This window comes from Caulobacter sp. DWR3-1-2 (assembly GCF_049896225.1).
GTDB lineage: Bacteria > Pseudomonadota > Alphaproteobacteria > Caulobacterales > Caulobacteraceae > Caulobacter.
In genome coordinates this window covers 16,761-39,521 of sequence record NZ_JAFCTW010000012.1, presented here as the reverse complement: position 1 = coordinate 39,521, position 22,761 = coordinate 16,761, and the positions used below count along the sequence as shown (strand labels likewise).

Here is a 22,761-nt window from a genome sequence, read left to right as displayed (position 1 = left end):
TAGCGGTCACGTCGCCGGCAAAAGGCCCGGTCGCCGCCTTGAACCTCGGCGCGGGACCATTAGGTATCCATCCGTGGAGCCGCCTCTGGCCGCTCCTGCCCTTCCTGGGCGTTTCCTCCCTAATGACTGCCCGGCCTTCGCGCCGGGCTTTTTTTTGCCCTTTGGTCAGGCGTTGATCGACGGACGGGAGCGGCGGTCGTAAGCTTGGTCCTCAAGCGTGGAGACCCAGTATGGACAAGGCCGAACTCAAGAGTGTCGTCGAGCGACACAAGCAGGAACAGGACGCCTTGGAGGCGCGGCTGACGGCGATGCGCAACGGCGAACTGCACGTCGGCTCCAGGACCGGCGATGGCGAGACGATCGATGAGACCCACGTCCACATCAGCGAGCTGGAACGCCTGCGCGGCTGGCTGGCCGAAAACGTCGCCCGGTATGAGGCGCTGCTGGGGGCCTAGGAACGGAAGTGGTGCCGGTTACAGGAATCGAACCCGTGACCTTCGGTTTACAAAACCGCTGCTCTACCAGCTGAGCTAAACCGGCCAATCCGCCTTGGCGACGGGGCGTTCTCCATAGCCGCAAGGACGGGTGCCGGGCAATGGCCTTCGGAGAGCGCACAGCCGTCATTGCCGCATCGTTAAACCAAGCTAAGGTGCTCTCAAACAACTGTTCGGGGAGTGGCGGATGCGAGTTCGGTTGATGATGGCGGCGGCCCTGGCCGTCCTGAGCCTGACGGGCGCCCCGACGTGGAGCGTGGCGAACGCGGCTCCTGCGGCGACCCTGGCCACGGCCAGTCCCGAGGCGGAAGGCTTTTCGTCCGAGCGCCTCAAGCACCTGAACGTCCACATGCAGGCGCTGGTCGATGGCGGCCACGTGCCGGGCGCGGTCACGATGGTGGCGCGTCACGGCAAGATCGTCAGCTACGAGGCCTTCGGCAAGAAGGCCTTCGACGGCGCGCCGATGACCAAGGACACGGTCTTCCGGATCTATTCACAGACCAAGCCTGTCACCGGCGTGGCGATGATGATCCTGTTCGAGGAGGGCAAGTGGCGTCTCGATGATCCGGTCACCCAATATGTGCCGGAATTCGCCAACCTGCGGGTCTACAAGAGCCAGAACGCCGACGGGACCTTCGTCACCGAGCCCCTCTCGCGCCCGCCGACCCTGCGCGAGATCATGAGCCACACCGGCGGCTTCGCCTATGGTCTGCGCACGGATCAACCGGTCGAAAAGGCCTACCGCGACAGCGGTCTGCTGAGCTCCAAGACCAGCCAGGCCTTCCTCGACACCCTGGTCAAGCTGCCCCTGGCCAGCCAGCCGGGCACGGAATGGCGCTACAGCGTCTCGGTCGACATCCAGGGCCTGATCATCGAGCGTCTGTCTGGCATGAGCCTGGCCGATTTCATGAAGACCCGGATCTTCGACCCGCTGAAAATGACCGACACCGCCTTCTGGATGCCGCCCGAAAAGGCCGATCGCCTGGCCGCGCTCTATGTGCCCAATCCCAAGACCGGCAAGCTGATCGCGGCCGACAACTTCATGGTGCTGGATGTCACCAAGCCTCCGGCCGTGGCCTCGGGCGGCGGCGGCCTGGTCTCGACCACGGCGGACTATGCGCGCTTCGCCCAGATGCTCCTGAATGGCGGCGAACTAGACGGCAAGAGGATCCTGGCCCCGGGCACGATCAAGCTGATGGCCAGCAATCACCTGTCCGACATCGTGATGGGCGCGCCGGACGCCTCGTTCTCGCTGGCCAAGGGCGTGGGTTTTGGCCTGGACTTCGCGGTGGTCGCCAATCCGGCGCGGGCCGGCACGCTTCAGGGCGAGGGGAGCTACAGCTGGGGCGGCGCGGCGGGGACCTGGTTCTGGATCGACCCGAAGAACGACCTCTTCATGTTGGGCATGATCCACATCCTGGCCAAGGAGTTCGACCCGTCCCTGAAGCATATCGACGATGACGCCGCCACCCTGGTCTACCAGGCCCTGGTCGATCCGGCGAAATAAGCCGCTGGCGCAAGCTGGCTAACAAAAACAAGACTTAGGGAGCGCCCCATGAAGGCCGCCGTCTATTACGAAACCGGTTCGCCGGACGTCTTTCGCTACGAGGACGTCGTCGATCCACCCTGCTATCCCAGCGGCGTGGTGATCCGCGTCGAGGCCGTCAGCATCGAGGGCGGCGACACCCTCAATCGCGGCGGCGGAGCGATGGCTGGTAGCCCGCACATCGTTGGCTACCAAGCGGCCGGCGAGATCATCGAGGTCGGGGCCGAGGTCACGCACCTGAAGGTCGGCCAGAAGGTCGTGACCGTGAACGCCTTCGGCTCGCACGCCGAGCTGCGCAGCGTGCCGGCCCGCAACGCCTGGCCCATCCCCGACGGTTTCGACATCCGGCAGGCTTCGGCCATCCCCGTGCCGTTCGGCACGGCGCACGAGTGCCTGTTCGGGGCCGGACATCTGAAGGCCGGCGAGACCGTGCTGGTCCAGGCCGGGGCCGGAGCGGTCGGTATCGCCGCGATCCAGCTGGCCAAGCGGGCCGGGGCCACGGTGCTGGCCACCGCCTCCAGCGACGGGCGGCTGGAGAAGCTCAAGGCCTTGGGCCTCGACCACGGCATCAATTACAGCCGCGACGACGTGGTCGAGCAGGTGATGAAGCTGACCGGCGGCAAGGGCGTCGATCTGGTGGTCGATCCGGTCGGCGGCTCGACCCTGCAGGGCAGTATCGGGGCGCTGGGCTATCGCGGCCGCATCTCGCTGGTCGGCATGGCCGGGCGCGAGCCGACCAAGGTGGATGTTTCCTCGCTAATGGGCGGCAACCGCTCGCTGACCGGCGTGTTCCTCGGCGCCGAGATCATGACCGACCGCGTCCACGACATGATCCAGCAACTGATCGACGAGGCCGCGCGCGGCGAGCTGCAGGTGGTGATCGACCGCACCTTCCCGCTGTCGGAAGCCGCCGCCGCCCACGCCTATATCGAGAGCCGTCAGGCTGTCGGTCGGGTGCTGCTGATCCCGGAAGCACGCGACAAATGACCAATAGAGTGCTCGCCCACACGGGCGCCAAATATCCGATCGTCCAGGCTCCGATGGGCTGGATCGCACGCTATCCGTTGGCCAGCGCGGTTTCGCGGGCCGGAGGTCTGGGGATCATCGAGACCTCGTCCGGCGAGACCGAAAACTGCAAGGCCGAGATCCGCAAGATGGCTGACAGCGGCCTGCCGTTCGGGGTCAACCTGCCGATCCTGTTTCTCAAGGACGACGCCATGCTGCGCTTCGTCTGCGAGAGCGGGGTGAAGTTCGTCACCACCTCGGCGGGCAGCCCGGCCAAGTTCATCGGACCACTGAAGGAGGCCGGCATCATCGTCTATCACGCCGTGCCGACGGTCGATGCGGCGGTCAAGTGCGCCGAAGCGGGGATCGATGGTTTGGTGGTCGAGGGCGCCGAGGGTGGGGGCTTCAAGAACCCCGAGGAGGTCTCGACCCTGGTGTTGCTGCAGGCCATCCGCGCCCGGGTCGACGTGCCGCTGATCGCCGCCGGCGGCATCTGCGACGGACGCGGCATGGCCGCCGCCTTCGCCCTGGGGGCCGAGGCCGTGCAGATGGGCACCCGCTTCGTCAGCGCCGCCGAGAGCCCGGTGCATGACAATTACAAGGCTGCGATCACCGGGGCAAAGGAGACCGGCACCTGGATCCTCAACAAGAAGGCCAGCCCGTGCATCCGCGCCCTGAAGTCTGAGCGCACCCGTGAGATCCACGACGCCGGCCTGATGCCGCCCGACGCCCTCAAGGGCATTCTGGGCGTCTATTTCGGCGGCGACATGGAGGCGGCGCCCGCCTTGGCCGGCCAGACGGTGGGTCTGATCGACGAAGTGAAGCCCGCCGCCCAGATCATCGACGAGACCGTCGCCGAGTTCTTCGAAATCACCCAGCGACTGGGCGCGCTCGCCGCCAGCCGCAGCTTCTGAGAGACACCACCATGATGCAGAACCTGTTTTCCCTGAAGGGCCGCGTCGCCCTGGTCACCGGCGGCTCGCGCGGCATCGGCAAGATGATCGCCGAGGGCTTCCTCACCTACGGCGCCCGCCGCGTCTATGTCTCGGCCCGCAAGGCCGCCGCCTGCGACGCCGCCGCCGAGGAGCTGTCGGCGATCGGCGAATGTATCTCACTGCCGGCCGACGTCTCGACGCTGGAAGGCATCAACGGCCTGGTGGCGCGGATCGCCGAGCGCGAGGACAAGCTCGATATCCTGGTCAATAACGCCGGCGCCGCCTGGGGCGCACCCTTCGACGAGTTTCCCGAGAGCGGCTGGGACAAGGTCGTCGACCTCAACATGAAGACCCCGTTCTTCCTCACCCAGGCGCTGATTGGCCACCTGCGGGCGGCGGGCAAGGATCATGTGGCCAAGGTGATCAACATCGCCTCGATCGACGGCCAGTCGGTGGCGCATGAGGAGACCTATCCCTACGGCGCGTCCAAGGCTGGCTTGCTGCACATGACCAAGCGCATGGCCTTGCGCCTGGCCCCCGACAACATCGCCGTCAGCTGCATCGCGCCCGGCGCCTTTGCGTCCGACATGAACAAGGTGGCTCGTGACCATTCCGACGCGGTGTCCAAGAGCATCCCGGCCGGCCGCATCGGCACGACTGAGGACATGGCGGGGGCGGCAATCTACCTGGCCTCGCGGGCCGGTGACTATGTGACGGGCTCGGCGGTGACCGTGGACGGCGGGGTCAGCTTCGCGCGGTGATCCGCGGCTGGGGCAGGCGCATGCGCCTGTCCCCAATCGTCGCTAAGGCTTACCCGGCGCGGGAAAACCCGCCAGCTCGGCGGGTTCGGCGTCGCTGAGCTCAACCCCGGCGTTGCGAGTCCCGCCGCCGCTGAGCGGCTTGGGCGGACGGGCGCCGCGTTCGCGGGCCGACATCAGAGCCCAGCCACCTGGCTTGAGGATCTCCAGCGGCGAGTAGCGGGCCTTGTAGGCCATCTTCTCGCTGCCTGGCACCCAATAGCCGAGATAGACGTAGGGCAAGCTGTTCACGCCCGCCTGGACGATATGGTCCAGGATGATGAACGAGCCCAGGCTGCGCTTGACCTGGGTGGGGTCGTAGAAGCTGTAGACCAGCGACAGGCCGTCGGCGAGCACATCGACCAGCACGCAGGCGATCAGGTCGCCAGGGCCCCGATCCTGAGAGCGCAAACGGTATTCGATAAGGTGGGTGCGAACCGCCGTGTCCTCGACCATGGCCACATAGTCGGGCCAGGTCATCTCGGCCATGCCGCCGTCGGCGTGGCGGGTCAGCAGGTACCGGCGCAGCAGTTCGAACTGTTCGAGCGTCGCCTCTGCCTCGACCAGGTGGCGTTGAAGGTCGCCATTGCGGCCCAGGACCTTGCGCTCCGAGCGCGAAAGGACGTATTCGCCGGCCGGTGCGCGGGCCGACTGGCAGGCACGGCAGGTCTCGCAAGCGGGGCGGTAAGCGATGTTCTGCGAGCGGCGGAAGCCAACCTGGGTCAGGCTGTCATTGACGGTCGGGCCATCGGACAGCGGCAGGTGGGCGAAGACTTTCCGTTCCTCGCGGCCCGGCAGATACGGGCACGGCGTGGGCGCCGTCAGGAAGAAGCGCAGCTGTCGCGTGGGGAAATGCTGCGTCACGGAAAGCGCCTGTTCCTCTAGGGAGCCCGGTTGGGGGCTGATAAGCGATTAGGCGGTATCTGTGAGGCTTGCGCAAGCTGCGCCGCAGCCAAGAGCGGCTTAGCGCCACAGGTCTGGTCAGAGGCCATCGGGAAGCACTGGCTTTTCGCGCAGAAGCACGATGGACATACGTCGGTTGCCCGCCAGAGTGGGGTCGTCCGCATATAGCGGCTCGGAATTGGCCTTGCCCGACACTTGGTAGATGCGGTCTTCGTCGACGCCCACGCTGCGCAGCACCTGGCGCGAGGCGTCGGCGCGTTCTGCCGACAGGGACCAGTCGCTGTCGGCGCGCTTGCCGTCCGGGCTGGCGCTGGTGTGCCCCGAGATGGTGATGCGGTTGGGCAGTTGGTTGATCACCTTGGCCACGGCGCGCAGCAGGATCCGGGCCCGGTCGTTAGGTTCGCGCGAGTTCTCCTTGAACATCGAGCGGCCGTCCTGGTCGATCAGCTGGATGCGCAGGCCCTCGGGGGTCTGGTCGATCATGATCTGCTTCGACAGCTCGGCCAGCTCCGGCATGTCCTGCAGCGACTGGCGCAGCGATTGGGCGGCCGAGGCGAAACTGTCCTGCTCCTTCTTGGCCAGGGCGTCACGCAGGGCTTGCTCGCTGGCCGAGTCGAGGCTGGCGGCAGTCGAGCTCTGGCCGTCCTTGGTGGTTTCGGTCGGGGCCTCGGCGGCCATCTGCTGGATCACCGACATCTTGCCGTCGGCCTTGGCGCCGTCGTCGCCCAGCGAGGTGCCGCCCAGAATGCCGCCCGAGCCGCTGGTGCTGGACGAGATCGAGGCCGGCGCGAAATAGTCGGCGATGCCTGCCTTCTGTTCGGGGCTGGTGGTGTTGAGCAGCCACATCAGCAGGAAGAAGGCCATCATCGCGGTCACGAAGTCGGCATAGGCGACCTTCCAGGCGCCGCCGTGGTGACCCCCACCGACGACCTTCTTGACCTTCTTGATGATGATCGGCTGTTCGCCGCTGACCGCCATGGTGCTTAAGCCTGCTTAACCCAGTTCGATGGAACCTGAGGCCTGGACGTTAAAATGGCGTTGCGATCAGGGCCGGGAAGGGCGATGTCGGACCCGCTTTCACAGGGAGTTGGCGGCATGAAAACGGCGTTTATCGGTCTGGGCGTGATGGGCTACCCGATGGCGGGCCACCTGAAGACCGCCGGCCACGAGGTTTCCGTCTTCAATCGCAGCCCCGACAAGGCCCGTCGCTGGGCCGCCGAGCACTGCGGCGCGGCCTTTGAGACCGTCGAGGAAGCTGTCGGAGGCTGCGAGCTGGTCGTGCTGTGCGTGGGCAATGACGACGACGTCCGCAGCGTTGCGGCGAGGGTGCTTCCGGCGATGGGCGAGGCGGGCGTGATCGTCGACCACACCACCACCTCGGCCGTCGTTGCGCGCGAGATGGCCGAACTGGCGGGCCAGAGCGGCCGGTTCTTCATCGACGCGCCGGTCTCGGGCGGACAGGTCGGCGCGGTGAACGGTCAGCTGACGATCATGGCGGGCGGCGACGCCGCCGCCTTCGCGCGGATCGAGCCGGTCATCGACGCCTATGCCAAGGCCATCCGGCGGATGGGCGAGGTCGGCACGGGCCAGCTGACCAAGATGTGCAACCAGATCGCCATCGCCAGCCTGGTTCAGGGCGTCGCCGAGGCCCTGCACTTCGCCAAGCGCGCCGGCCTGCCGACCGATGACGTGCTGGCCGCGATCTCCAAGGGCGCGGCCCAATCCTGGCAGATGGAAAACCGTTGGGCGACGATGGCGGAGGGCAAGTTCGACTTCGGCTTCGCCGTCGACTGGATGCGCAAGGATCTCGGCATCGCCTTGGACGAGGCGGCCCGCAACGGCGCGCGCTTGGAGTCCACGGCGATGGTCGATACCTTCTACAGTGAGGTTCAGGCCTCGGGCGGAAATCGCTGGGATACGTCCAGCCTCGTGGCCCGGTTGGAGAAGTAGATCATGCGCAAGCTTGCGACTGCTCTGGCGGCCTGCGCCGCGTTCCTGGCCTCCGCCGCCATTGTAGCGCCTGCTTGGGCCGCGCCCGCCATCGCGCCCAAGGAAGGCAACTTCGTGGTGCGGGACTTCAAGTTCCGTTCTGGCGAGACCCTGCCGGAGTTGAGGCTGCACTACACCACGTTCGGCGAGCCCAAGCGCGACGCTGCCGGCCATGTGACCAATGCGGTCATGGTGCTGCATGGCACCGGCGGCACGGGCAAACAGTTCCTCAATCCGGCGTTCGCCGACACGCTTATGGCGCCTGGCGGCCTGCTGGATCCGGCCGAGTACTATGTGATCCTGCCGGATGGCATCGGCCACGGCCAGTCGTCCAAGCCCAGCGACGGCCTGCGCGCCAAGTTTCCCAAGTACGACTATGACGACATGGTCCTGGCGCAGTATCTGTTGCTGACCCAGGGGCTAAAGGTCGATCACCTGCGGCTCCTGCTTGGGACCTCCATGGGCTGCATGCATGGCTTCGTCTGGGGCGAGGCCTACCCTGACTTCGCCGACGCCCTGGCTTCGTTCGCCTGTCTGCCCAATGAAATCGCCGGCCGCAACCGGATCTGGCGCAAGCTGTTGATCGACGCCGTCACCCAGGACCCGGCCTGGAAGGGCGGCGACTATGTGCAAGAGCCCAGGGAAGGCCTGCGCACCGCCCTGGGCCTGCTGATGGTGGCCGGCCTCGCGCCATTGCCGACCCAGATCGCTCAGCCGACCCGTGACGCCGCCGACAAGTTCGTCGACGACTATTTCGCCGCTCGCCTGTCGGCGCTGGACGCCAACGACCTGATCTACCAGGTGGCCGCGTCGCGGAACTACAACCCGTCGCCAAGGCTGGACTCGATTACCCAACCGGTGCTGTGGATCAATTCGGCCGACGACTTCATCAACCCGCCGGAACTGGGCATCGCCGAGGTCCAGGCCAAGCGGCTGAAGCATGGGACGTTCGTGCTGCTGCCAGCGTCCGAGAAGACGCGCGGCCATGGCAGCCACACCATCGCGGCCCTGTGGAAGGACCGGTTGGCCGCGTTGATGAAGGCGACTGAGCGGTAGCCATAAATCCTCCCTGAGGGAAGGATTTGCTCCTCCGCCGCCCCCTTCAGCACGGGCGACTGTCGCCAAGGTCGGCGTGGATCGAAGCGTTCGCGCGGCCGGGCGCCTCGGAACGATCCAGGACGCCCGCCGCGGTGGGCGACTACCGCCCCTCGACCCAGAGGCTCAAGGGCTGCTTCTCCTCGTGGCGCACCAGGATGGCGTAGCCGACCGCGAACACCGCGATCCCTACGGCGACCGCCCCCAGGAAGCCGCCCGGCGTGGCGAAACACACGGTCAGGGCCGAGATGACCGTGGCCAATCCCAGCATGCACCATCGCAGCAGGATGCTGAATCCGTGATAGGTCTGCTCGTGGGCCAGCAGATCGGGTTTTCCGGCGTCGTTGAAGTCGGCGTCCATCGCGTTACCTCCATGGGCACGGTCTCGGGCCGTCGTACGCGGCCTCGGGCCGAACACTGGACCCGAGACTACGCCTGTTTTGGCTCGCGCGCGAGGGCGCCCAGCGGCGGCCCGAACTCAGCCCAGCTTCTCGGCCGCCCATGGCGCGAAATAGCTGATGATGCCCGCGGCGCCGGCCCGCTTGAAAGCGGTCAGGCTCTCGAGGATGGCCCGTTCCTCGTCGATCCAGCCGTTCATGCCGGCGGCCTTGATCATCGCGTATTCGCCCGACACCTGGAAGGCGTAGGTGGGTATGCGGAATTCCTCGACCAGGCGGCGCAGGATATCCAGATACGGCATGCCCGGCTTGACCATGACCATGTCGGCCCCTTCGGCGATGTCGAGGGCCACCTCGCGGATCGCCTCCTCGGTATTGGCGGGGTCCATCTGGTAGGTCTTCTTATCGCCCAATCCTTGACCATTGGGGCCGGCCGACAGCTTGGCCGAGCCGATGGCGTCGCGGTAGGGGCCGTAGAAGGCCGAGGCGTATTTGGCGGCGTAGGACATGATCATGGTGTCCTGGAAACCCGCGCCCTCCAGGGCCGCGCGCAGGGCGCCGACCCGGCCGTCCATCATGTCGGAGGGGGCCAGGATGTCGGCCCCCGCTTCAGCCTGCATCAGCCCCTGTTCGATCAGCCGCTCGATGGTGGGATCGTTGAGGATGCGGCCGCCCTCGACCACGCCGTCGTGGCCATGGTCGGTGAAGGGGTCGAGCGCCACGTCGCACATGATGCCGACCTCGGGGGCGGCGTCCTTCATGGCCTTGACGGCGCGGGGGATGACGCCGTCGGGATCGGCGGCGATCGAACCCGTTGCGTCCTTCCGCGAGCCGTCGATGTGCGGAAAGATGGCGATGGCGGGAATGCCGAGGTCACGGGCTCGCACGGCGGCCTTGGCGGCGTCCTTGACCGACAGGCGTTCGACTCCCGGCATCGAGGCCACGGGGATGGTCCCTTCGCCCTCATGCACAACCATCGACCAGATCAAGTCGGACGGGCGAACCTCGGTCTCGCGCACGAGGCGGCGGGTCCAGTCGGCCTGGCGCAGGCGGCGCAGGCGGGTGGCGGGGTAGGGGGCAAGCGGCGGTGTGGTCATGGTCTAGGGTTTCGCGCGAGAGCGGGCGCGAGGCAAGACCGGTCGCGTGCTTAAGGCGCGTAGGTCGTAGCGTTGCTGGCCTGCTGGACGCCGTCGATGCGGGTCCAGATCTGCGACTTGCACAGCACATTGCCCAGGACGCAGCCCTTGGCCTTCATGGTGTGGGCGTCGAGGAACTCGGCGGTGCCGTTCAAGGTGACCTTCAGGGTCGGCACGAAGACCTTGCCGCGCATGTTGCCATGGCCGGCCGGCTCGAAGTCGCGCAGCAACTGCTGGCCGATCAGGGTGTTGTAGCCACTCTTGCGGGCGTCGGCCTGGGCCTTGGGGCTGGCATAGACCACATAGCCGCAGGTGCTGGCGCCGCAACTGCGGATATCGACGCGCACGCTGTCGTGCGGGTTGCGCCATACGCCCATGTCGGCCGCCTGCGCGGGGGCCGTGGCGATACCGAACATGGCCGCGAGCACGGCGAAGAAAGCAATGAACTTGCGCATGACGAAAATACGGCGCCTCCGATGCCGGGTGATCTGAGGCGGTGAGGGTTAAGGATCAAGAGCCCGCAGCCTTTGGTTCGCGATTTTCTTCGCGCTGCGGCCTTCAAAGTCAGCGAGTGGGATATGATTGACACACTCGCCGCCGCGCGGCAGGTCAGCGGATAAGAAGGTGGTGGGGTTCACTCTGCCCGCACAGGAGGATTTCGCGCATGGATTTCGCACTCAACGAGGATCAGCGCGCGATCCAGGACATGGCGTCGGGCTTCGCGGCGGAACGGCTTGCCCCGCACTCGGCCGCGTGGGACGAGCACAAGCACTTCCCGGTCGACGTGCTGCGCGAGGCGGCCGGCCTGGGTTTCGCCGGCATCTATGTTCAGGACGACGTTGGCGGCAGCGGGCTTTCGCGCCTCGACGCCTCGATCATCTTCGAGGCCCTCAGCTATGGCGACGTGCCGACGGCGGCCTATCTGACCATCCACAACATGGCCTCGTGGATGATCGACCGGTTCGGCTCGGACGCCCTGCGCCAGCGCTACCTGCCACGCCTGACCACCATGGACCTGATCGCCAGCTATTGTCTGACCGAGCCGGGCGCGGGCTCCGACGCCGCGAGCATGCGCACCACGGCGCGGTTGGACGGCGACCACTATGTGCTGAACGGCGGCAAGGCCTTCATCTCGGGCGGCGGCGTCTCGGACCTCTATGTGGTCATGGCCCGTACCGGCGCGGACGGCGCCAAGGGCGTCTCGGCCTTCGTGGTCGAGAAGGGGACGCCCGGCCTTAGTTTCGGGGCCAACGAACGCAAGATGGGTTGGAACGCCCAGCCAACGGCGGCGGTGAACTTCGACGACTGCCGTGTGCCGATCGCCAACCGCATTGGCCAGGAAGGCGAGGGCTTCCGCTTCGCCATGATGGGCCTGGACGGCGGACGGCTGAACATCGCCTCGTGCTCGCTGGGCGGCGCGGCCTTCGCGCTCGACACCGCCAAGGCCTATCTCGAGACCCGCAATCAGTTCGGCAAACCGCTGAAGGAGTTCCAGGCCCTGCAGTTCAAGCTGGCCGACATGGCCACCGAGCTGGAGGCCGCCCGCCTGATGGTCCGCCGCGCCGCCCACGCGCTGGACAACAACGACCCGCAAGCCACCAAGCTCTGCGCTATGGCCAAGCGCTTCGCCACCGACGCCGGCTTCCAGGTGGCCAATGACGCCCTGCAACTGCACGGCGGCTACGGCTATCTGCAGGACTATCCGCTGGAGCGCATCGTCAGGGATCTCCGGGTTCACCAGATCCTGGAAGGCACCAATGAGATCATGCGGGTGATCATCGCTCGCGAGATGTTCCGGCAGTAGTCCGCGAGAGTCAGGCCTTGGCCCGGCGGCGGCGCGGGACCCGGACGATCGCCTCGCCGCCCATGATCAGGTCGTCGCCGACGAAGCCTTCGCAGTTCAGGGTGACCCGTGCGCTGACCTCGTCGATGGCGGCGACCGTGACGCGGGAGATCACGACATCGCCGATCCGCACCGGCTTGTGGAACGCCAGGGTCTGGGACAGATAGATCGCCCCCGCGCCCGGCAGGATGGTGCCGACCAGGGCCGAGCCGAACGAGGCCGACAGCAGGCCGTGGGCGATCCTGCCGCGATAGGCGGTCTTGGCCGCGAAGGCCTCGTCCATGTGGACGGGATTGAAGTCGTCCGAGGCCTCGGCGAATTTCTGAATACGCTCTTCGGTGATGGCCACGCGCTTTTCGGCGATCATCCCGACGCGGAGTTCTTCCAGTATGTAGCCGCCGGAGGAATGAGGTTCGATCATACCGTCGCCGTTAGCGGCCATGGCGCGCGGGCGCCAGCGAAAATGCACGCGCATTCGTGCCCATTCCACCAGGGCGTCCGATGGGACGCGTCGAGACGAGGCGACATCCGCCGCGTTCCGGACTATGCCGAGCGCCTTCGCAGCCTGGAACGCGCCCCGTGATCTATCTCTGTCGCCACGGCCAGACCGCCTTCAATCGCGAGCAGCGCCTGCAGGGGCAGATGGAATCGGACCTGACGCCCCTGGGCCGCGCCCAGGCCAGCGCGATGGGCGATCTGCTTGGGGACCTGATCGCCCGAGACCCGCCCGCGCCATGGCGGATCGTCGCCAGCCCCTTGCGCCGGGCGCGGGACACGGCGGGGATCATCGGCGAGCGCCTCGGTCTGCCCGTGGAATTCGACGATCGATTGATGGAGTTGACCGTCGGCGATTGGGAGGGCCGGCTGCGGGACGAGCTGGCCCGCGAGCATCCCGAGGCCTTCGCCGACCGGCAGTGGTTCTTCGGCGCGCCCGGCGGCGAGACCTATGACCAGGTCATGGCCCGCGTGTCGGACTGGCTCGCCGAGCAGGCCGCCGAGCCCGAGCGGCGGCTGATCGTCATCAGCCACGGCATCGCCGGCCGCCTGCTGCGCGGGGCCTATGCGAGCCTATTGCGGGGCGAAGTCCTGGAGCTGGACGTGCCGCAGGACGCTCTTTACCGACTGTACGCCGGCCAGATCGACCGTTTCGACTGCGCGCCCGTCGAAGACCCCGAACTATCCAGGGACACCGTATGAACGCCCAACCCGAAGTCCTCGTCCGCGTTCAGAAAAACGTCGGCCGGTTGACCCTGAACCGGCCCAAGGCGCTGCACGCCCTGACGCAAAACATGTGCGAGATCATGATCGGCGCCCTGCTAGCCTGGCAGGAAGATCCCGAGATCGAGATGGTCATCATCGACCACAGCGGCGAGCGCGGCTTCTGCGCCGGCGGCGACATCCGCATGCTGGCCCACAGCGGAGCGGGCGACGGCGCCGAGGCGCGGGCCTTCTTCCACACCGAGTACCAGCTGAACCACCTGCTGTTCACCTATGAGACCCCGGTGGTGGCCATGCTGGACGGGGTGGTGATGGGCGGCGGGGTCGGGATCTCGATGCCGGCCTATTACCGGATCGCCACCGAGCGCACGACCTTCGCCATGCCCGAGACCGGCATCGGCCTGTTCCCCGACGTCGGTGGCGGTTGGTACCTGCCGCGGCTGCCGGGCAAGGCTGGTCTGTGGCTGGCCCTGACCGGGGCGCGAATCAAGGGGGCCGACTGCCTGCGCCTGGGCGTCGCCACCCACTTCGTTGAGTTCGGCGCGGTCGAGGGGTTGAAGAAGGCCATCGTCGCCGACCCGCGTCGCATCGACGACATTCTGAAGAAGTACCGCGCCGATGCCGGCAAGGCCCCGCTGGTCAGCATCGAGCAGGACCTAAATCGCCTGTTCGTCGGCGACAGCGTCGAGCAGATCTTCGAATTCCTGGAAGCCGACAGCAGCGACTGGGGCAAGGCCCAACTGGCCGTGATGAAATCGAAGTCGCCCCAGACCCTGAAGGTCGCCTTCCGCCAACTGGAGACCGGCGCCGCCCTGACCGACTTCGCCGACAACATGGCCATGGAATATCGCATCGGCGCCCGCGTGGTCCAGAAGCACGATTTCATCGAGGGCGTGCGGGCGGTGATCATCGACAAGGACAACGCCCCGCTCTGGGATCCGGCACAGCTTGAAAGCGTTACCGACGCGATGCTCGATGAGATTTTTGCGCCCCTTCCGGCCGATCAGGAATGGTCGCCGCTGACGTAGCGTGGTTGGTGCGCTAGCTTGCCCACAACAAGAAGATGTCCGCCGGAAGGAATACCTATGCGTAAGCCGCTACTCAGCCTCGTCGCCGTGCTCGCCCTGGCGGGCTGCGCCACCACGCCGATGGGTCCGATGGAGGCCCCGCCGCCCCCGCCGGCCGATGCGCCCTCCGCCGTTCCCGCCAATATCGCCATGGCGCTGTCGGACCCATCGCGCCCCGCCGCCGACATGGTCCGCGATGAGCTGCGCCTGCCGGGCCAGACCCTGGCCTTCGCCGGCGTCAGGCCAGGCGCCAAGGTCGCCGACCTGATCCCGGGCAGCGGTTACTTCACCCGCATCTTCTCGAAGGCCGTCGGGCCGCGCGGCCATGTCTACGCCTATGTGCCCGACGAGCTGACCAAGCTGGCCAAGCGCGAGCCGGCCGTGAAGGCCATCGCCGCCGACCCCAACTACCGCAACGTGTCGGTGATCCTCGACACCCTGCCCAGTTTCGGCGCTCCCGAGCGACTGGACCTGGTGTTCACCGCCCAGAACTATCACGACATGCACGACAAGTTCATGGGCCCGGCCGACCTGATGGTCGTCAACCGCCAGGTCTTCAAGGCGCTGAAGCCGGGCGGCGTCTATCTGGTGCTGGACCATTCGGCCGAGCCCGGCTCGGGCCTGCGCGACACCGAAACCCTTCATCGCATCGACCCCGAGGCCGTGAAGCGCGAGGTCACCGCCGCCGGCTTCATCTTCGAGGGCGAGAGCCGCGTGCTGCGCGACGGCTACGACACCCGCAAGCTCAGCGTCTTCGACCCGTCGATCCGCGGCAAGACCGACCAGTTCATCTACAAGTTCCGCAAGCCGGCCGGGGCGCGATAGGGCGCCTTGCGTCCTTCGAGGCTTCGCCTTCGGCTCGCACCTCAGGATGAGGAACATCGTTGCCAGGAATTCCTCATCTTGAGGCGCCTTCGAAGCAGGCCTCGAAGGACGCACCGCGCTAGACGCAATGGTAAGAACCGCGCCCCATGAGGCGCGGTTCGCATTTGGGAGTTCGAACATGACCCGCATCGCCTTCATAGGGCTGGGCAACATGGGCGGCGGCATGGCCGCCAATCAGGCCAAGGCCCAGCATCACGTCTCGGCATTCGACCTGTCGGCGGTGGCGCTGGAAAGAGCCGTGGCGGCGGGGTGTCATGCGGCGGGCTCGGTAGCTGAGGCGGTGGCAGACGCCGAGGTGGTGATCACCATGCTGCCGGCCGGTGCTCACGTGCGCGGCGTCTATGGCGACCAGATTCTGGTCCATGCGCCGAAAACGGCCCTGTTGATCGACTGCTCGACGATCGACGTCGAAAGCGCTCGCGCCGTGGCAGGCCAGGCGAGGGCGGCGGGGTTTCGGTTCGCCGACGCGCCGGTATCGGGCGGGATCATGGCGGCCGAGGCCGGGACTCTGGCCTTCATGGTCGGTTGTGAGGCGGACGACTTCGCAGCCGTGGAAGCCGCGCTGGCCCCGATGTCGCGGGTGACGATCCACGCCGGCGACCCGGGGGCGGGGCAGGCGGCAAAGATCTGCAACAACATGCTGCTGGGGATCTCGATGCTGGGAACCTGCGAGGCCTTCGCCCTGGCCGAGAAGCTGGGCCTGGCCGCAGACCGGTTCTTCGAAATCGCCACCAAGTCGTCAGGCCAGTGCTGGTCCGTTTCGACCTATTGCCCCGTGCCCGGTGTCGGCCCCTCCACCCCCGCCGATCGCCAGTACGAGGGCGGCTTCGCCACCGCCATGATGTTGAAAGACCTGAAGCTGGCCCAGGACGCCGCCGCCAGGGCCGGCGCCTCGATCCCGATGGGGGCCCAGGCCGAGGCGCTGTACGCCCTGTTCGACGGCAACGGATTTGGCGGAAAGGACTTCTCGGCGGTGCTGCAGATGTTGCGCGGAAGGCTGTCGGAGCTGAACTGATCCATCCGAGACGCGACTGGCTCGCAAGTGGCCGTGTTCGCTGACGAAAGCGTGCGTCCATTCGCGCGATATTTGCCGTTAGGTAGACGTCCTTATGTGGACAGGGGGCGTCGCCGGTGCGAAAAGCCAAGCCTTGTGAAGGGACCGATCGGACTTGTCGAAGTCCGTCGTGTGAAGACGCCATGGACTACAAAGCCGCGTTCCGCAGCGCCGTCGATCAGATCCGCGATGAAGGCCGCTATCGGGTATTCGCCGATGTGAAGCGCCATCGCGGCGCCTTTCCGCGCGCCACCTGGACCCGTCCGGACGGCTCGGAAAGCGACATCGTGGTCTGGTGCTCGAACGACTATCTCGGTCAGGGGCAGAACCCCGTCGTGCTGGACGCCATGCACGTGGCGATCGACCAGCATGGCTCGGGCTCGGGCGGCACGCGCAACATCTCCGGCACCAACCATCACCATGTTGAGCTGGAGGCCGAGCTGGCCGATCTGCACGGCAAGGAAGCGGCCCTGCTGTTCACCTCGGGCTACGTCTCCAACGAGGCCAGCCTGTCGGCGCTGCAGAAGATTCTGCCGGATCTGATCATTTTCTCCGACGCCCAGAACCACGCCTCGATGATTGCCGGCATCCGCAACGGTGGCTGCGAGCGCCACATCTTCCGTCATAACGACTTGGCCCACCTCGAGGCGCTGCTGATCGCCGCGCCGGCCGACCGGCCCAAGCTGATCGCCTTCGAGAGCGTCTATTCCATGGACGGCGACATTGCCGACCTGGCCGGCACCGTGGCTCTGGCGAAGATGTACGGCGCCATGACCTATCTCGACGAGGTCCATGCCGTGGGCATGTATGGCGAGCGCGGCGGCGGCGTCGCCGAGCGCGACGGCCTGATGGACCAGATCGACATCATCGAAGGTACGCTGGGCAAGGCCTTTGGCGTGATGGGCGGCTACATCACCGGCGACACCGTGGTGGTCGACGCCATTCGCCTGGTGGCCTCGGGCTTCATCTTCACCACCTCGCTGCCGCCCGCGCTTACTGCGGGGGCCTTGGCCAGCGTCAGGTGGCTCAAGCAGCACCCGGAGGTCCGCGAGGCCCACCAGGAGCGCGCTCAGACCTTGAAGGCGATGTTCAAAGCCGCGGGCCTGCCGGTGATGGAAAACGACAGCCACATCGTGCCGGTGTTGGTTGGAGATCCTCATCACACCAAGCTGATCAGCGACATGCTGCTGGCCGACCACGGCGTCTATGTCCAGCCGATCAACTATCCGACCGTGCCGCGCGGCACCGAACGCCTGCGCTTCACCCCAACGCCGTTCCACACCGACGACATGATGCGCAAGCTGGTCGGCGCGATGGAGAAGCTTTGGGCGCATTGCAACGTCGCCCGCATGGGCGGCCACGCGGCTTGACTTCACAATTCCTCCCCCTGTGGGGGAGGTGTCGGCAAAGCCGACGGTGGGGGGCGTGGTCGACCAATGGCCGGCCCTACGATCTTCGACGCCAATCTCCCCCACCGATCGCTATGCGGACGCCTTGCCCACAGGGAAGGACTTTCGTGGCCGCTAACGCCCCCGCATCTTGCCCTTGCCGAGCCCGATCTGCTTGGCGAAGTCGGACCGCCGTTCGGCATAGGCCGGGGCCACCATCGGATAATCCCCGGGCAGCGACCATTTGCGGCGGTAGTCCTCGGGGCTCATGTCATAATGAGTGCGAAGGTAGCGCTTGAGCATCTTCAGTTTTTGGCCGTCTTCCAGGCAGACGATGTGGTCGCGCTGCACCGAGCGCGAGACCGGCACGGCCGGCTTGCCGCGGCCGACGACCAGCGCAGCCTCGGCGGTCCCGAGCGCCGAAAGCGTCTCGTGAACCGAGCGGATCAGGTCGGGAACCGCCGTCCGGGCCACGGTGTTCTGCGCGACATAGGCCGCCACGATGCTGGCGCTCAGGCCGAGGATGTCGATGTCGCCGTCGTTGGTCTCAGCCTCGCCGTAAGCCATCGTATTCCATCCCACCTTGGTGTTCTAAGATCGCCCGGCACCCGGCATGCCAGCCCTGCTGACCCGGTTACCTTCGCAACGCGTCCCCGCCACGCGTGGTTCCCGGATTGATCGCGGCGCGAAGGGGGTTAAAGAGAGCGCGACCGAACTCCCGCCAAGTCCGCTAAATCGATATCCTTCAGTCTCCCAGCCCCAGGAGAGCGTCAATGACCGCACCGGCCCATAACATCACCGCCGACAAGAACGCCTTCTTCGGCGCTGATCTGGCCGCGATCGATCGCGACATCTTCGATCGCATCGGCCTGGAGCTGGCTCGGCAGCAAAACCAGATCGAGCTGATCGCCTCGGAGAACATCGTCTCGCGCGCCGTGCTGGAGGCTCAGGGCTCGATCCTGACCAACAAGTACGCCGAGGGCTATCCGGGCAAGCGCTACTACGGCGGCTGCGAATATGTCGACGAGATCGAGACCATCGCCATCGAGCGGGCCAAGCAGCTCTTCGGCGCGGGCTTCGCCAACGTTCAGCCGCACTCGGGCTCACAGGCCAACCAGGCGGTGTTCATGGCGCTGCTGCAGCCCGGCGACACCTTCCTGGGCATGGATCTGGCGGCCGGCGGCCACCTGACCCACGGCTCGCCCGCCAACCAGTCGGGCAAGTGGTTCAAGCCGGTGTCCTATACCGTGCGCCAGCAGGACCAACTGATCGACTATGACGCCGTCGAAGAGGTCGCGGTGCGTGAGCAGCCCAAGCTGATCATCGCCGGCGGCAGCGCCTATAGCCGCCAGATCGATTTTGCCCGGTTCCGCCAGATCGCCGACAAGATCGGGGCCTATCTGATGGTCGACATGGCCCATTTCGCGGGTCTGGTGGCTGGCGGCGCCTTCCCCAGCCCCATCCCCCATGCCCACGTGGTCACCACCACCACCCACAAGACGCTGCGCGGTCCGCGCGGCGGCTTGGTGCTGACCAATGACGAGGCGATCATCAAGAAGGTCAATTCGGCGGTGTTCCCCGGCCTGCAAGGCGGTCCGCTGGAGCATGTGATCGCCGCCAAGGCCGTAGCCTTCGGCGAGGCGCTGCGCCCCGAGTTCAAGGCCTATGCCCAGCAGGTGATCGACAACGCCCGCGCGCTGTCGGAGGCCCTGCAGACGCAGGGCGTCAATATCGTCTCGGGCGGCACCGACAGCCACCTGATGCTGGTCGACCTGCGGCCCAAGGGCGTGACCGGCCGCGACGCCGAGCATAGCCTCGAACGGGCCAACATGACCTGCAACAAGAACGGCGTGCCGTTCGACACCGCGCCGTTCACCGTCACCTCGGGCATCCGCCTGGGGACGCCGGCCGGCACCACCCGTGGCTTCGGCACGGCCGAGTTCACCCGCGTCGGCCAGCTGATCGGCGAGGTCGTGAATGGCCTGGCCGCCAATGGTCCGACCGGCAATGGCGAGATCGAGGCTCTGGTCCGCGAGGAAGTGCTGGCCTTGACGGCGCGGTTCCCGATCTACAACTAATAGACCTAAGTCGGGCGGGAGGGCCTAGATCATGCGCTGCCCGTTCTGCGGTCATATGGAAAGTCAGGTGAAGGACAGCCGCCCGTCGGAAGATGGGGCGGCCATCCGGCGACGGCGGCTATGCCCTGAATGCGGCGGCCGCTTCACCACCTTCGAGCGGGTGCAGCTGCGCGAATTGACCATCGTCAAGCGCTCGGGCCGGCGCTCGCCCTTCGACCGCGAGAAGCTGGTGCGTTCGATCTCGATCGCCACGCGCAAGCGGCCGGTCGATCCCGAGCGCGTCGAACGCATGGTCAATGGCATCGTCCGCCAGCTGGAAAGCCTGGGCGAGACGGAGCTTCCGTCGTCGGCCGTGGGCGAAATGGTCATGAAGGCGCTGAAGTCGCTCGATGACGTGGCCTATGTCCGCTACGCGTCAGTTTATCGCGATTTCCGAGAAACCAGCGACTTCGCGAAGTTTCTCGGCGCGGAAGGCCTAAGCGACGTCACCGAGGAGGAGCTATAGGCGCATTCTACGATTCGGTTTTGACATCGACGCCGGCACTCTGCGATTTGATTTCGGCGGCGAGGCCGCCGGGGTCTACGATTCGATTTTGCGACGGCGCCTTTTGATGCGAAGTGACCGGTCCCGTCGAGGAGAGTTCAGAGGACTATGGTGGAAGACAAGATTCGCCTGCTGATCGTGGAGGCCCGTCGTTATTCGGGGCTTTCCGACGCGTTGCTGCAGGGTGCGGCGCAGGCGATCGACGCCCAGGGCGCTGAGTACGACGTGATCACCGTGTCCGAGTCGATGCAGATCCCGACCGCCATCGCCCTGGCCGAGGAGGCGGGTCATCGTCCCGTTGGCGTGCGCTATGACGGGTTCGTGGCGCTGGGTGCGATCATTCGCGGCGAGACCTACCATGCCGAGGTCATGGCCAACGAGACGGCGCGGGGCCTGAACGACCTGTCGTTCGGCAAGCGTCTGGCGATCGGCTATGGCATCGTCACCGTCGACGAAGAGCAGCAGGCCTGGAGCCGGGCTCGCGTCTCGGAAGGCGATCGCGGCGGCAAGGCCGCCAAGGAGTGTCTGGAAATCATCGGCTTGAAGCGTCAACTGCTGGGACTGGCGCGATGAGCAAGGGCGATCGCATCCAGCCTCGCTCCGTGGCTCGCCTGGCCGCCGTGCAGGCGCTGTATCAGATGGAAGTCTCGGGCGTCGGCGTCGACGCCGTGGTTCGCGAATTTACCGAGCACCGCTTTGACCGCGACGTCGATGGTCCGGACGGCGACCAACTGGCCGCCGCCGACGAGACTTTCTTCGCCGAACTGGCCAAGGGCGTGGTGGCTCACCAGGGCGAGGTCGATCAGGCCATCGTCAAGCGCCTGGCCTCCAACTGGAAGCTGGAACGCCTGGACGCCACCGCTCGCGCCATTCTGCGTTCCGGAGCCTATGAACTGCTGCACCGCCCCGACGTACCCAAGGAGGTGGTGATCGACGAATATGTCGAGATCGCCAAGTCCTTCTTCGAGGGTTCCGAATCAGGTTTCATCAATGGCGCCCTGGACGCTATCGCGCGTGACGCCAGAAGCTGACGACGACTGGTTCGCCGAGCCGACGCCGGAAACGGCGGCGGTCGATGACGCGTGGTTCGACGAGGCCGTGTCGCCGGCCGAGGCGCTGGCGGTCAACGAATTCGGCCTGATCGAGCGCCTCTTGCGACCGTTGACGCGGGGCGACGCCGCCGCGCTGGACCTGCTGGACGACGCCGCCGTGCTGCCCTCGCGGCCCGGCTATGACCTGGTGATCACCAAGGACGCCATGGTGGCGGGTGTGCACTTCCTGGCCGGCGAGGACCTGGACGTGGTGGCCAAGCGGCTGCTGCGCACCAACCTGTCTGACCTGGCGGCCAAGGCGGCCACGCCCTATGGCTATTTCCTGGCGGTGGGCTGGCCTTCTGCCACCACCCTGCAGGATCGCGAGACCTTCGCCCGCGGCCTGGCCGAGGATGGCGAACTTTACGACGTCAGCCTGCTGGGCGGCGACACTGTGACCACCTCCGGCCCGATGGTGGTCTCGGCCACCTTTCTGGGCTGGGTGCCCAGCGGCGACGCCGTGTTGCGCAAGGGCGCCCAGGTCGGCGACCGGCTGATGGTGTCGGGGACGATCGGCGACGGCTGGCTGGGCCTGCTAGCCCACTGGGGCGAGGTCGAGGACCCCGACGGCGGCTTGGTGCGACGCTATCGCCTGCCGCCGCCGCGCCTGGCCATCCGCGACGCCCTGAAGGCCTATGCCCGCGCCGCCGCCGACGTCTCCGACGGCCTGCTGGCCGACGCCGCCCATGTGGCCAAGGCCAGCGGCCTGCGGGTCAAGGTCGACCTTGACCGCCTGCCGCTGTCACCCGGCGCTCGCCACTGGCTCAGCGCTCAACCTGAAGCCGGCGAGGCGCGGATGTCTCTGGCCTCGGGGGGCGATGACTACGAGATCGTCTGCGCCGTCGATCCTACCGACGTAGCCGCCTTCCAGGCCGCCGCCATGGCCGCCGGCGTGCCGGTCCGCGATATCGGCGAGTTCGTGGAAGGCGAGGGGATCTGCGCCCTGTTCAAGGGCAAGGACATCACCCCCGAGCGGCTGGGCTGGCTGCACGGGTAGATTGGGCCTGACGTGCGAAAGGCCGAGACGCGAGGTCTCGGCCTTTCTACTTGCCCCGTAAACCGGGGCTCGAGCTCTCGCCCTGCGACCAAATCGGGGCCACGTCCTGAAGCGCAGCGGCGGCTTGGGTGGTTTGTATCGGCTGGATGGCGCCGTCATAAGGTCATGTTTAACCGAGCGGTGTAGCTTTGTCGCGAGTATGGGTGACGGATTGCTCTCAAGGTTGAGTTCATGGTCCTCGACGCGATTGGAAACGGCGCAAGTCACCAAACGTCAAGCCTTCCTGGTTAAGCCAGCA

At 66.5% G+C, this 22,761-nt stretch carries 25 protein-coding genes and 1 tRNA gene; 18 read left to right on the top strand and 8 right to left on the bottom strand.

Annotated features, from left to right (window positions below):
• The first annotated feature begins 230 nt into the window (after positions 1-230).
• A complete protein-coding gene (locus ACP696_RS15930; protein ID WP_426012346.1) occupies positions 231-455 on the top strand; it encodes a hypothetical protein in 225 nt (74 codons plus the stop codon).
• Positions 456-464: 9 nt separating this feature from the next.
• Here ACP696_RS15930 and ACP696_RS15925 read toward each other — a convergent pair.
• A tRNA-Thr gene (locus ACP696_RS15925) sits at positions 465-540 on the bottom strand.
• Positions 541-681: 141 nt separating this feature from the next.
• On the opposite strand from ACP696_RS15925, the gene ACP696_RS15920 reads away from it, so the two are divergent.
• The 4 genes from ACP696_RS15920 to ACP696_RS15905 are packed head-to-tail and all read left to right on the top strand — an operon-like array spanning position 682 to position 4,741.
• Positions 682-2,001, top strand: a complete 1,320-nt coding sequence (locus ACP696_RS15920; protein ID WP_426012344.1) for a serine hydrolase domain-containing protein — start codon at positions 682-684, stop codon at positions 1,999-2,001.
• A gap of 48 nt (positions 2,002-2,049) precedes the next feature.
• Complete coding sequence (locus ACP696_RS15915) at positions 2,050-3,027, top strand: quinone oxidoreductase family protein (protein ID WP_426012343.1); 978 nt, start codon at positions 2,050-2,052, stop codon at positions 3,025-3,027.
• Positions 3,024-3,959, top strand: coding sequence for an NAD(P)H-dependent flavin oxidoreductase (locus ACP696_RS15910; RefSeq protein ID WP_426012341.1), 936 nt, complete (start codon positions 3,024-3,026; stop codon positions 3,957-3,959). Before ACP696_RS15915 ends, ACP696_RS15910 begins: the two co-directional genes overlap by 4 nt.
• A 14-nt stretch (positions 3,960-3,973) precedes the next feature.
• The gene (locus tag ACP696_RS15905) at positions 3,974-4,741 is read left to right on the top strand and encodes an SDR family oxidoreductase (RefSeq protein ID WP_426012579.1); all 768 of its coding nucleotides are present in this window, start codon (positions 3,974-3,976) and stop codon (positions 4,739-4,741) included.
• Positions 4,742-4,783: 42 nt separating this feature from the next.
• On the opposite strand, the gene ACP696_RS15900 is transcribed toward ACP696_RS15905, so the two are convergent.
• Both ACP696_RS15900 and ACP696_RS15895 read right to left on the bottom strand, forming a co-directional pair.
• Positions 4,784-5,641, bottom strand: coding sequence for an arginyltransferase (locus ACP696_RS15900; protein WP_426012339.1), 858 nt, complete (start codon positions 5,639-5,641; stop codon positions 4,784-4,786).
• Positions 5,642-5,758: 117 nt separating this feature from the next.
• Positions 5,759-6,658 (bottom strand): flagellar motor protein MotB, encoded by a 900-nt coding sequence (locus ACP696_RS15895; RefSeq protein ID WP_426044023.1) that lies wholly within the window; start codon positions 6,656-6,658, stop codon positions 5,759-5,761.
• Positions 6,659-6,742: 84 nt separating this feature from the next.
• Here ACP696_RS15895 and ACP696_RS15890 point away from each other — a divergent pair, with 84 nt between their 5' ends.
• The gene (locus tag ACP696_RS15890; RefSeq protein ID WP_426012336.1) at positions 6,743-7,630 is read left to right on the top strand and encodes an NAD(P)-dependent oxidoreductase; all 888 of its coding nucleotides are present in this window, start codon (positions 6,743-6,745) and stop codon (positions 7,628-7,630) included.
• A 3-nt stretch (positions 7,631-7,633) separates the two neighbouring features.
• Positions 7,634-8,725, top strand: coding sequence for an alpha/beta fold hydrolase (locus ACP696_RS15885; protein WP_426044022.1), 1,092 nt, complete (start codon positions 7,634-7,636; stop codon positions 8,723-8,725).
• 142 nt (positions 8,726-8,867) lie between these two features.
• Here the strand turns inward: ACP696_RS15885 and ACP696_RS15880 are convergent, their stop codons facing one another.
• The 3 genes from ACP696_RS15880 to ACP696_RS15870 all read right to left on the bottom strand — a co-directional run bounded on the left by ACP696_RS15880 (position 8,868) and on the right by ACP696_RS15870 (position 10,753).
• Positions 8,868-9,125, bottom strand: a complete 258-nt coding sequence (locus ACP696_RS15880; RefSeq protein WP_426012332.1) for an aa3-type cytochrome c oxidase subunit IV — start codon at positions 9,123-9,125, stop codon at positions 8,868-8,870.
• Positions 9,126-9,242: 117 nt separating this feature from the next.
• Entirely contained in the window at positions 9,243-10,259 is a 1,017-nt protein-coding gene (hemB, locus tag ACP696_RS15875; protein WP_426012330.1) for a porphobilinogen synthase, read from the bottom strand.
• Positions 10,260-10,309: 50 nt separating this feature from the next.
• Entirely contained in the window at positions 10,310-10,753 is a 444-nt protein-coding gene (locus ACP696_RS15870; RefSeq protein ID WP_426012328.1) for a DUF2147 domain-containing protein, read from the bottom strand.
• Between the two features lie 209 nt (positions 10,754-10,962).
• Here ACP696_RS15870 and ACP696_RS15865 point away from each other — a divergent pair, with 209 nt between their 5' ends.
• Positions 10,963-12,102 carry an isobutyryl-CoA dehydrogenase gene (locus ACP696_RS15865; protein WP_426030645.1) on the top strand — a complete coding sequence of 380 codons (1,140 nt, stop codon included), beginning with the start codon at positions 10,963-10,965 and terminating at the stop codon, positions 12,100-12,102.
• Positions 12,103-12,112: 10 nt separating this feature from the next.
• Here ACP696_RS15865 and ACP696_RS15860 read toward each other — a convergent pair whose 3' ends face one another.
• Entirely contained in the window at positions 12,113-12,562 is a 450-nt protein-coding gene (locus ACP696_RS15860) for a MaoC family dehydratase (RefSeq protein ID WP_426012324.1), read from the bottom strand.
• 158 nt (positions 12,563-12,720) lie between these two features.
• Here ACP696_RS15860 and ACP696_RS15855 point away from each other — a divergent pair, with 158 nt between their 5' ends.
• From ACP696_RS15855 to hemA, 5 genes are all read left to right on the top strand, one after another.
• Positions 12,721-13,338, top strand: a complete 618-nt coding sequence (locus ACP696_RS15855) for a histidine phosphatase family protein (protein ID WP_426012322.1) — start codon at positions 12,721-12,723, stop codon at positions 13,336-13,338.
• Entirely contained in the window at positions 13,335-14,387 is a 1,053-nt protein-coding gene (locus ACP696_RS15850) for an enoyl-CoA hydratase/isomerase family protein (protein ID WP_426012320.1), read from the top strand. The genes ACP696_RS15855 and ACP696_RS15850 overlap by 4 nt, the downstream gene beginning before the upstream one ends.
• 57 nt (positions 14,388-14,444) lie before the next feature.
• Positions 14,445-15,251 (top strand): class I SAM-dependent methyltransferase, encoded by an 807-nt coding sequence (locus ACP696_RS15845; RefSeq protein WP_426012319.1) that lies wholly within the window; start codon positions 14,445-14,447, stop codon positions 15,249-15,251.
• 178 nt (positions 15,252-15,429) lie between these two features.
• Positions 15,430-16,326 (top strand): 3-hydroxyisobutyrate dehydrogenase, encoded by an 897-nt coding sequence (mmsB, locus tag ACP696_RS15840; RefSeq protein WP_426044021.1) that lies wholly within the window; start codon positions 15,430-15,432, stop codon positions 16,324-16,326.
• A 182-nt stretch (positions 16,327-16,508) separates the two neighbouring features.
• On the top strand, positions 16,509-17,735 hold the full coding sequence (gene hemA, locus ACP696_RS15835) for a 5-aminolevulinate synthase (protein WP_426012315.1): 1,227 nt from the start codon (positions 16,509-16,511) through the stop codon (positions 17,733-17,735).
• 153 nt (positions 17,736-17,888) lie between these two features.
• Here the strand turns inward: hemA and ACP696_RS15830 are convergent, their stop codons facing one another.
• Complete coding sequence (locus ACP696_RS15830; protein ID WP_426012313.1) at positions 17,889-18,320, bottom strand: MucR family transcriptional regulator; 432 nt, start codon at positions 18,318-18,320, stop codon at positions 17,889-17,891.
• 206 nt (positions 18,321-18,526) lie between these two features.
• On the opposite strand from ACP696_RS15830, the gene glyA reads away from it, so the two are divergent.
• The 5 genes from glyA to thiL all read left to right on the top strand — a co-directional run bounded on the left by glyA (position 18,527) and on the right by thiL (position 22,463).
• The gene (glyA, locus tag ACP696_RS15825) at positions 18,527-19,831 is read left to right on the top strand and encodes a serine hydroxymethyltransferase (protein WP_426012311.1); all 1,305 of its coding nucleotides are present in this window, start codon (positions 18,527-18,529) and stop codon (positions 19,829-19,831) included.
• Positions 19,832-19,862: 31 nt separating this feature from the next.
• Positions 19,863-20,336: a transcriptional regulator NrdR gene (gene nrdR, locus ACP696_RS15820; RefSeq protein ID WP_426012309.1), complete on the top strand. Its 474-nt coding sequence runs from the start codon at positions 19,863-19,865 to the stop codon at positions 20,334-20,336.
• Positions 20,337-20,483: 147 nt separating this feature from the next.
• Complete coding sequence (locus ACP696_RS15815) at positions 20,484-20,948, top strand: 6,7-dimethyl-8-ribityllumazine synthase (RefSeq protein WP_426012307.1); 465 nt, start codon at positions 20,484-20,486, stop codon at positions 20,946-20,948.
• Positions 20,945-21,406, top strand: a complete 462-nt coding sequence (gene nusB / locus ACP696_RS15810; protein WP_426012306.1) for a transcription antitermination factor NusB — start codon at positions 20,945-20,947, stop codon at positions 21,404-21,406. The genes ACP696_RS15815 and nusB overlap by 4 nt, the downstream gene beginning before the upstream one ends.
• Positions 21,366-22,463 carry a thiamine-phosphate kinase gene (thiL, locus tag ACP696_RS15805; protein ID WP_426012304.1) on the top strand — a complete coding sequence of 366 codons (1,098 nt, stop codon included), beginning with the start codon at positions 21,366-21,368 and terminating at the stop codon, positions 22,461-22,463. The genes nusB and thiL overlap by 41 nt, the downstream gene beginning before the upstream one ends.
• Positions 22,464-22,761 lie beyond the last annotated feature (298 nt).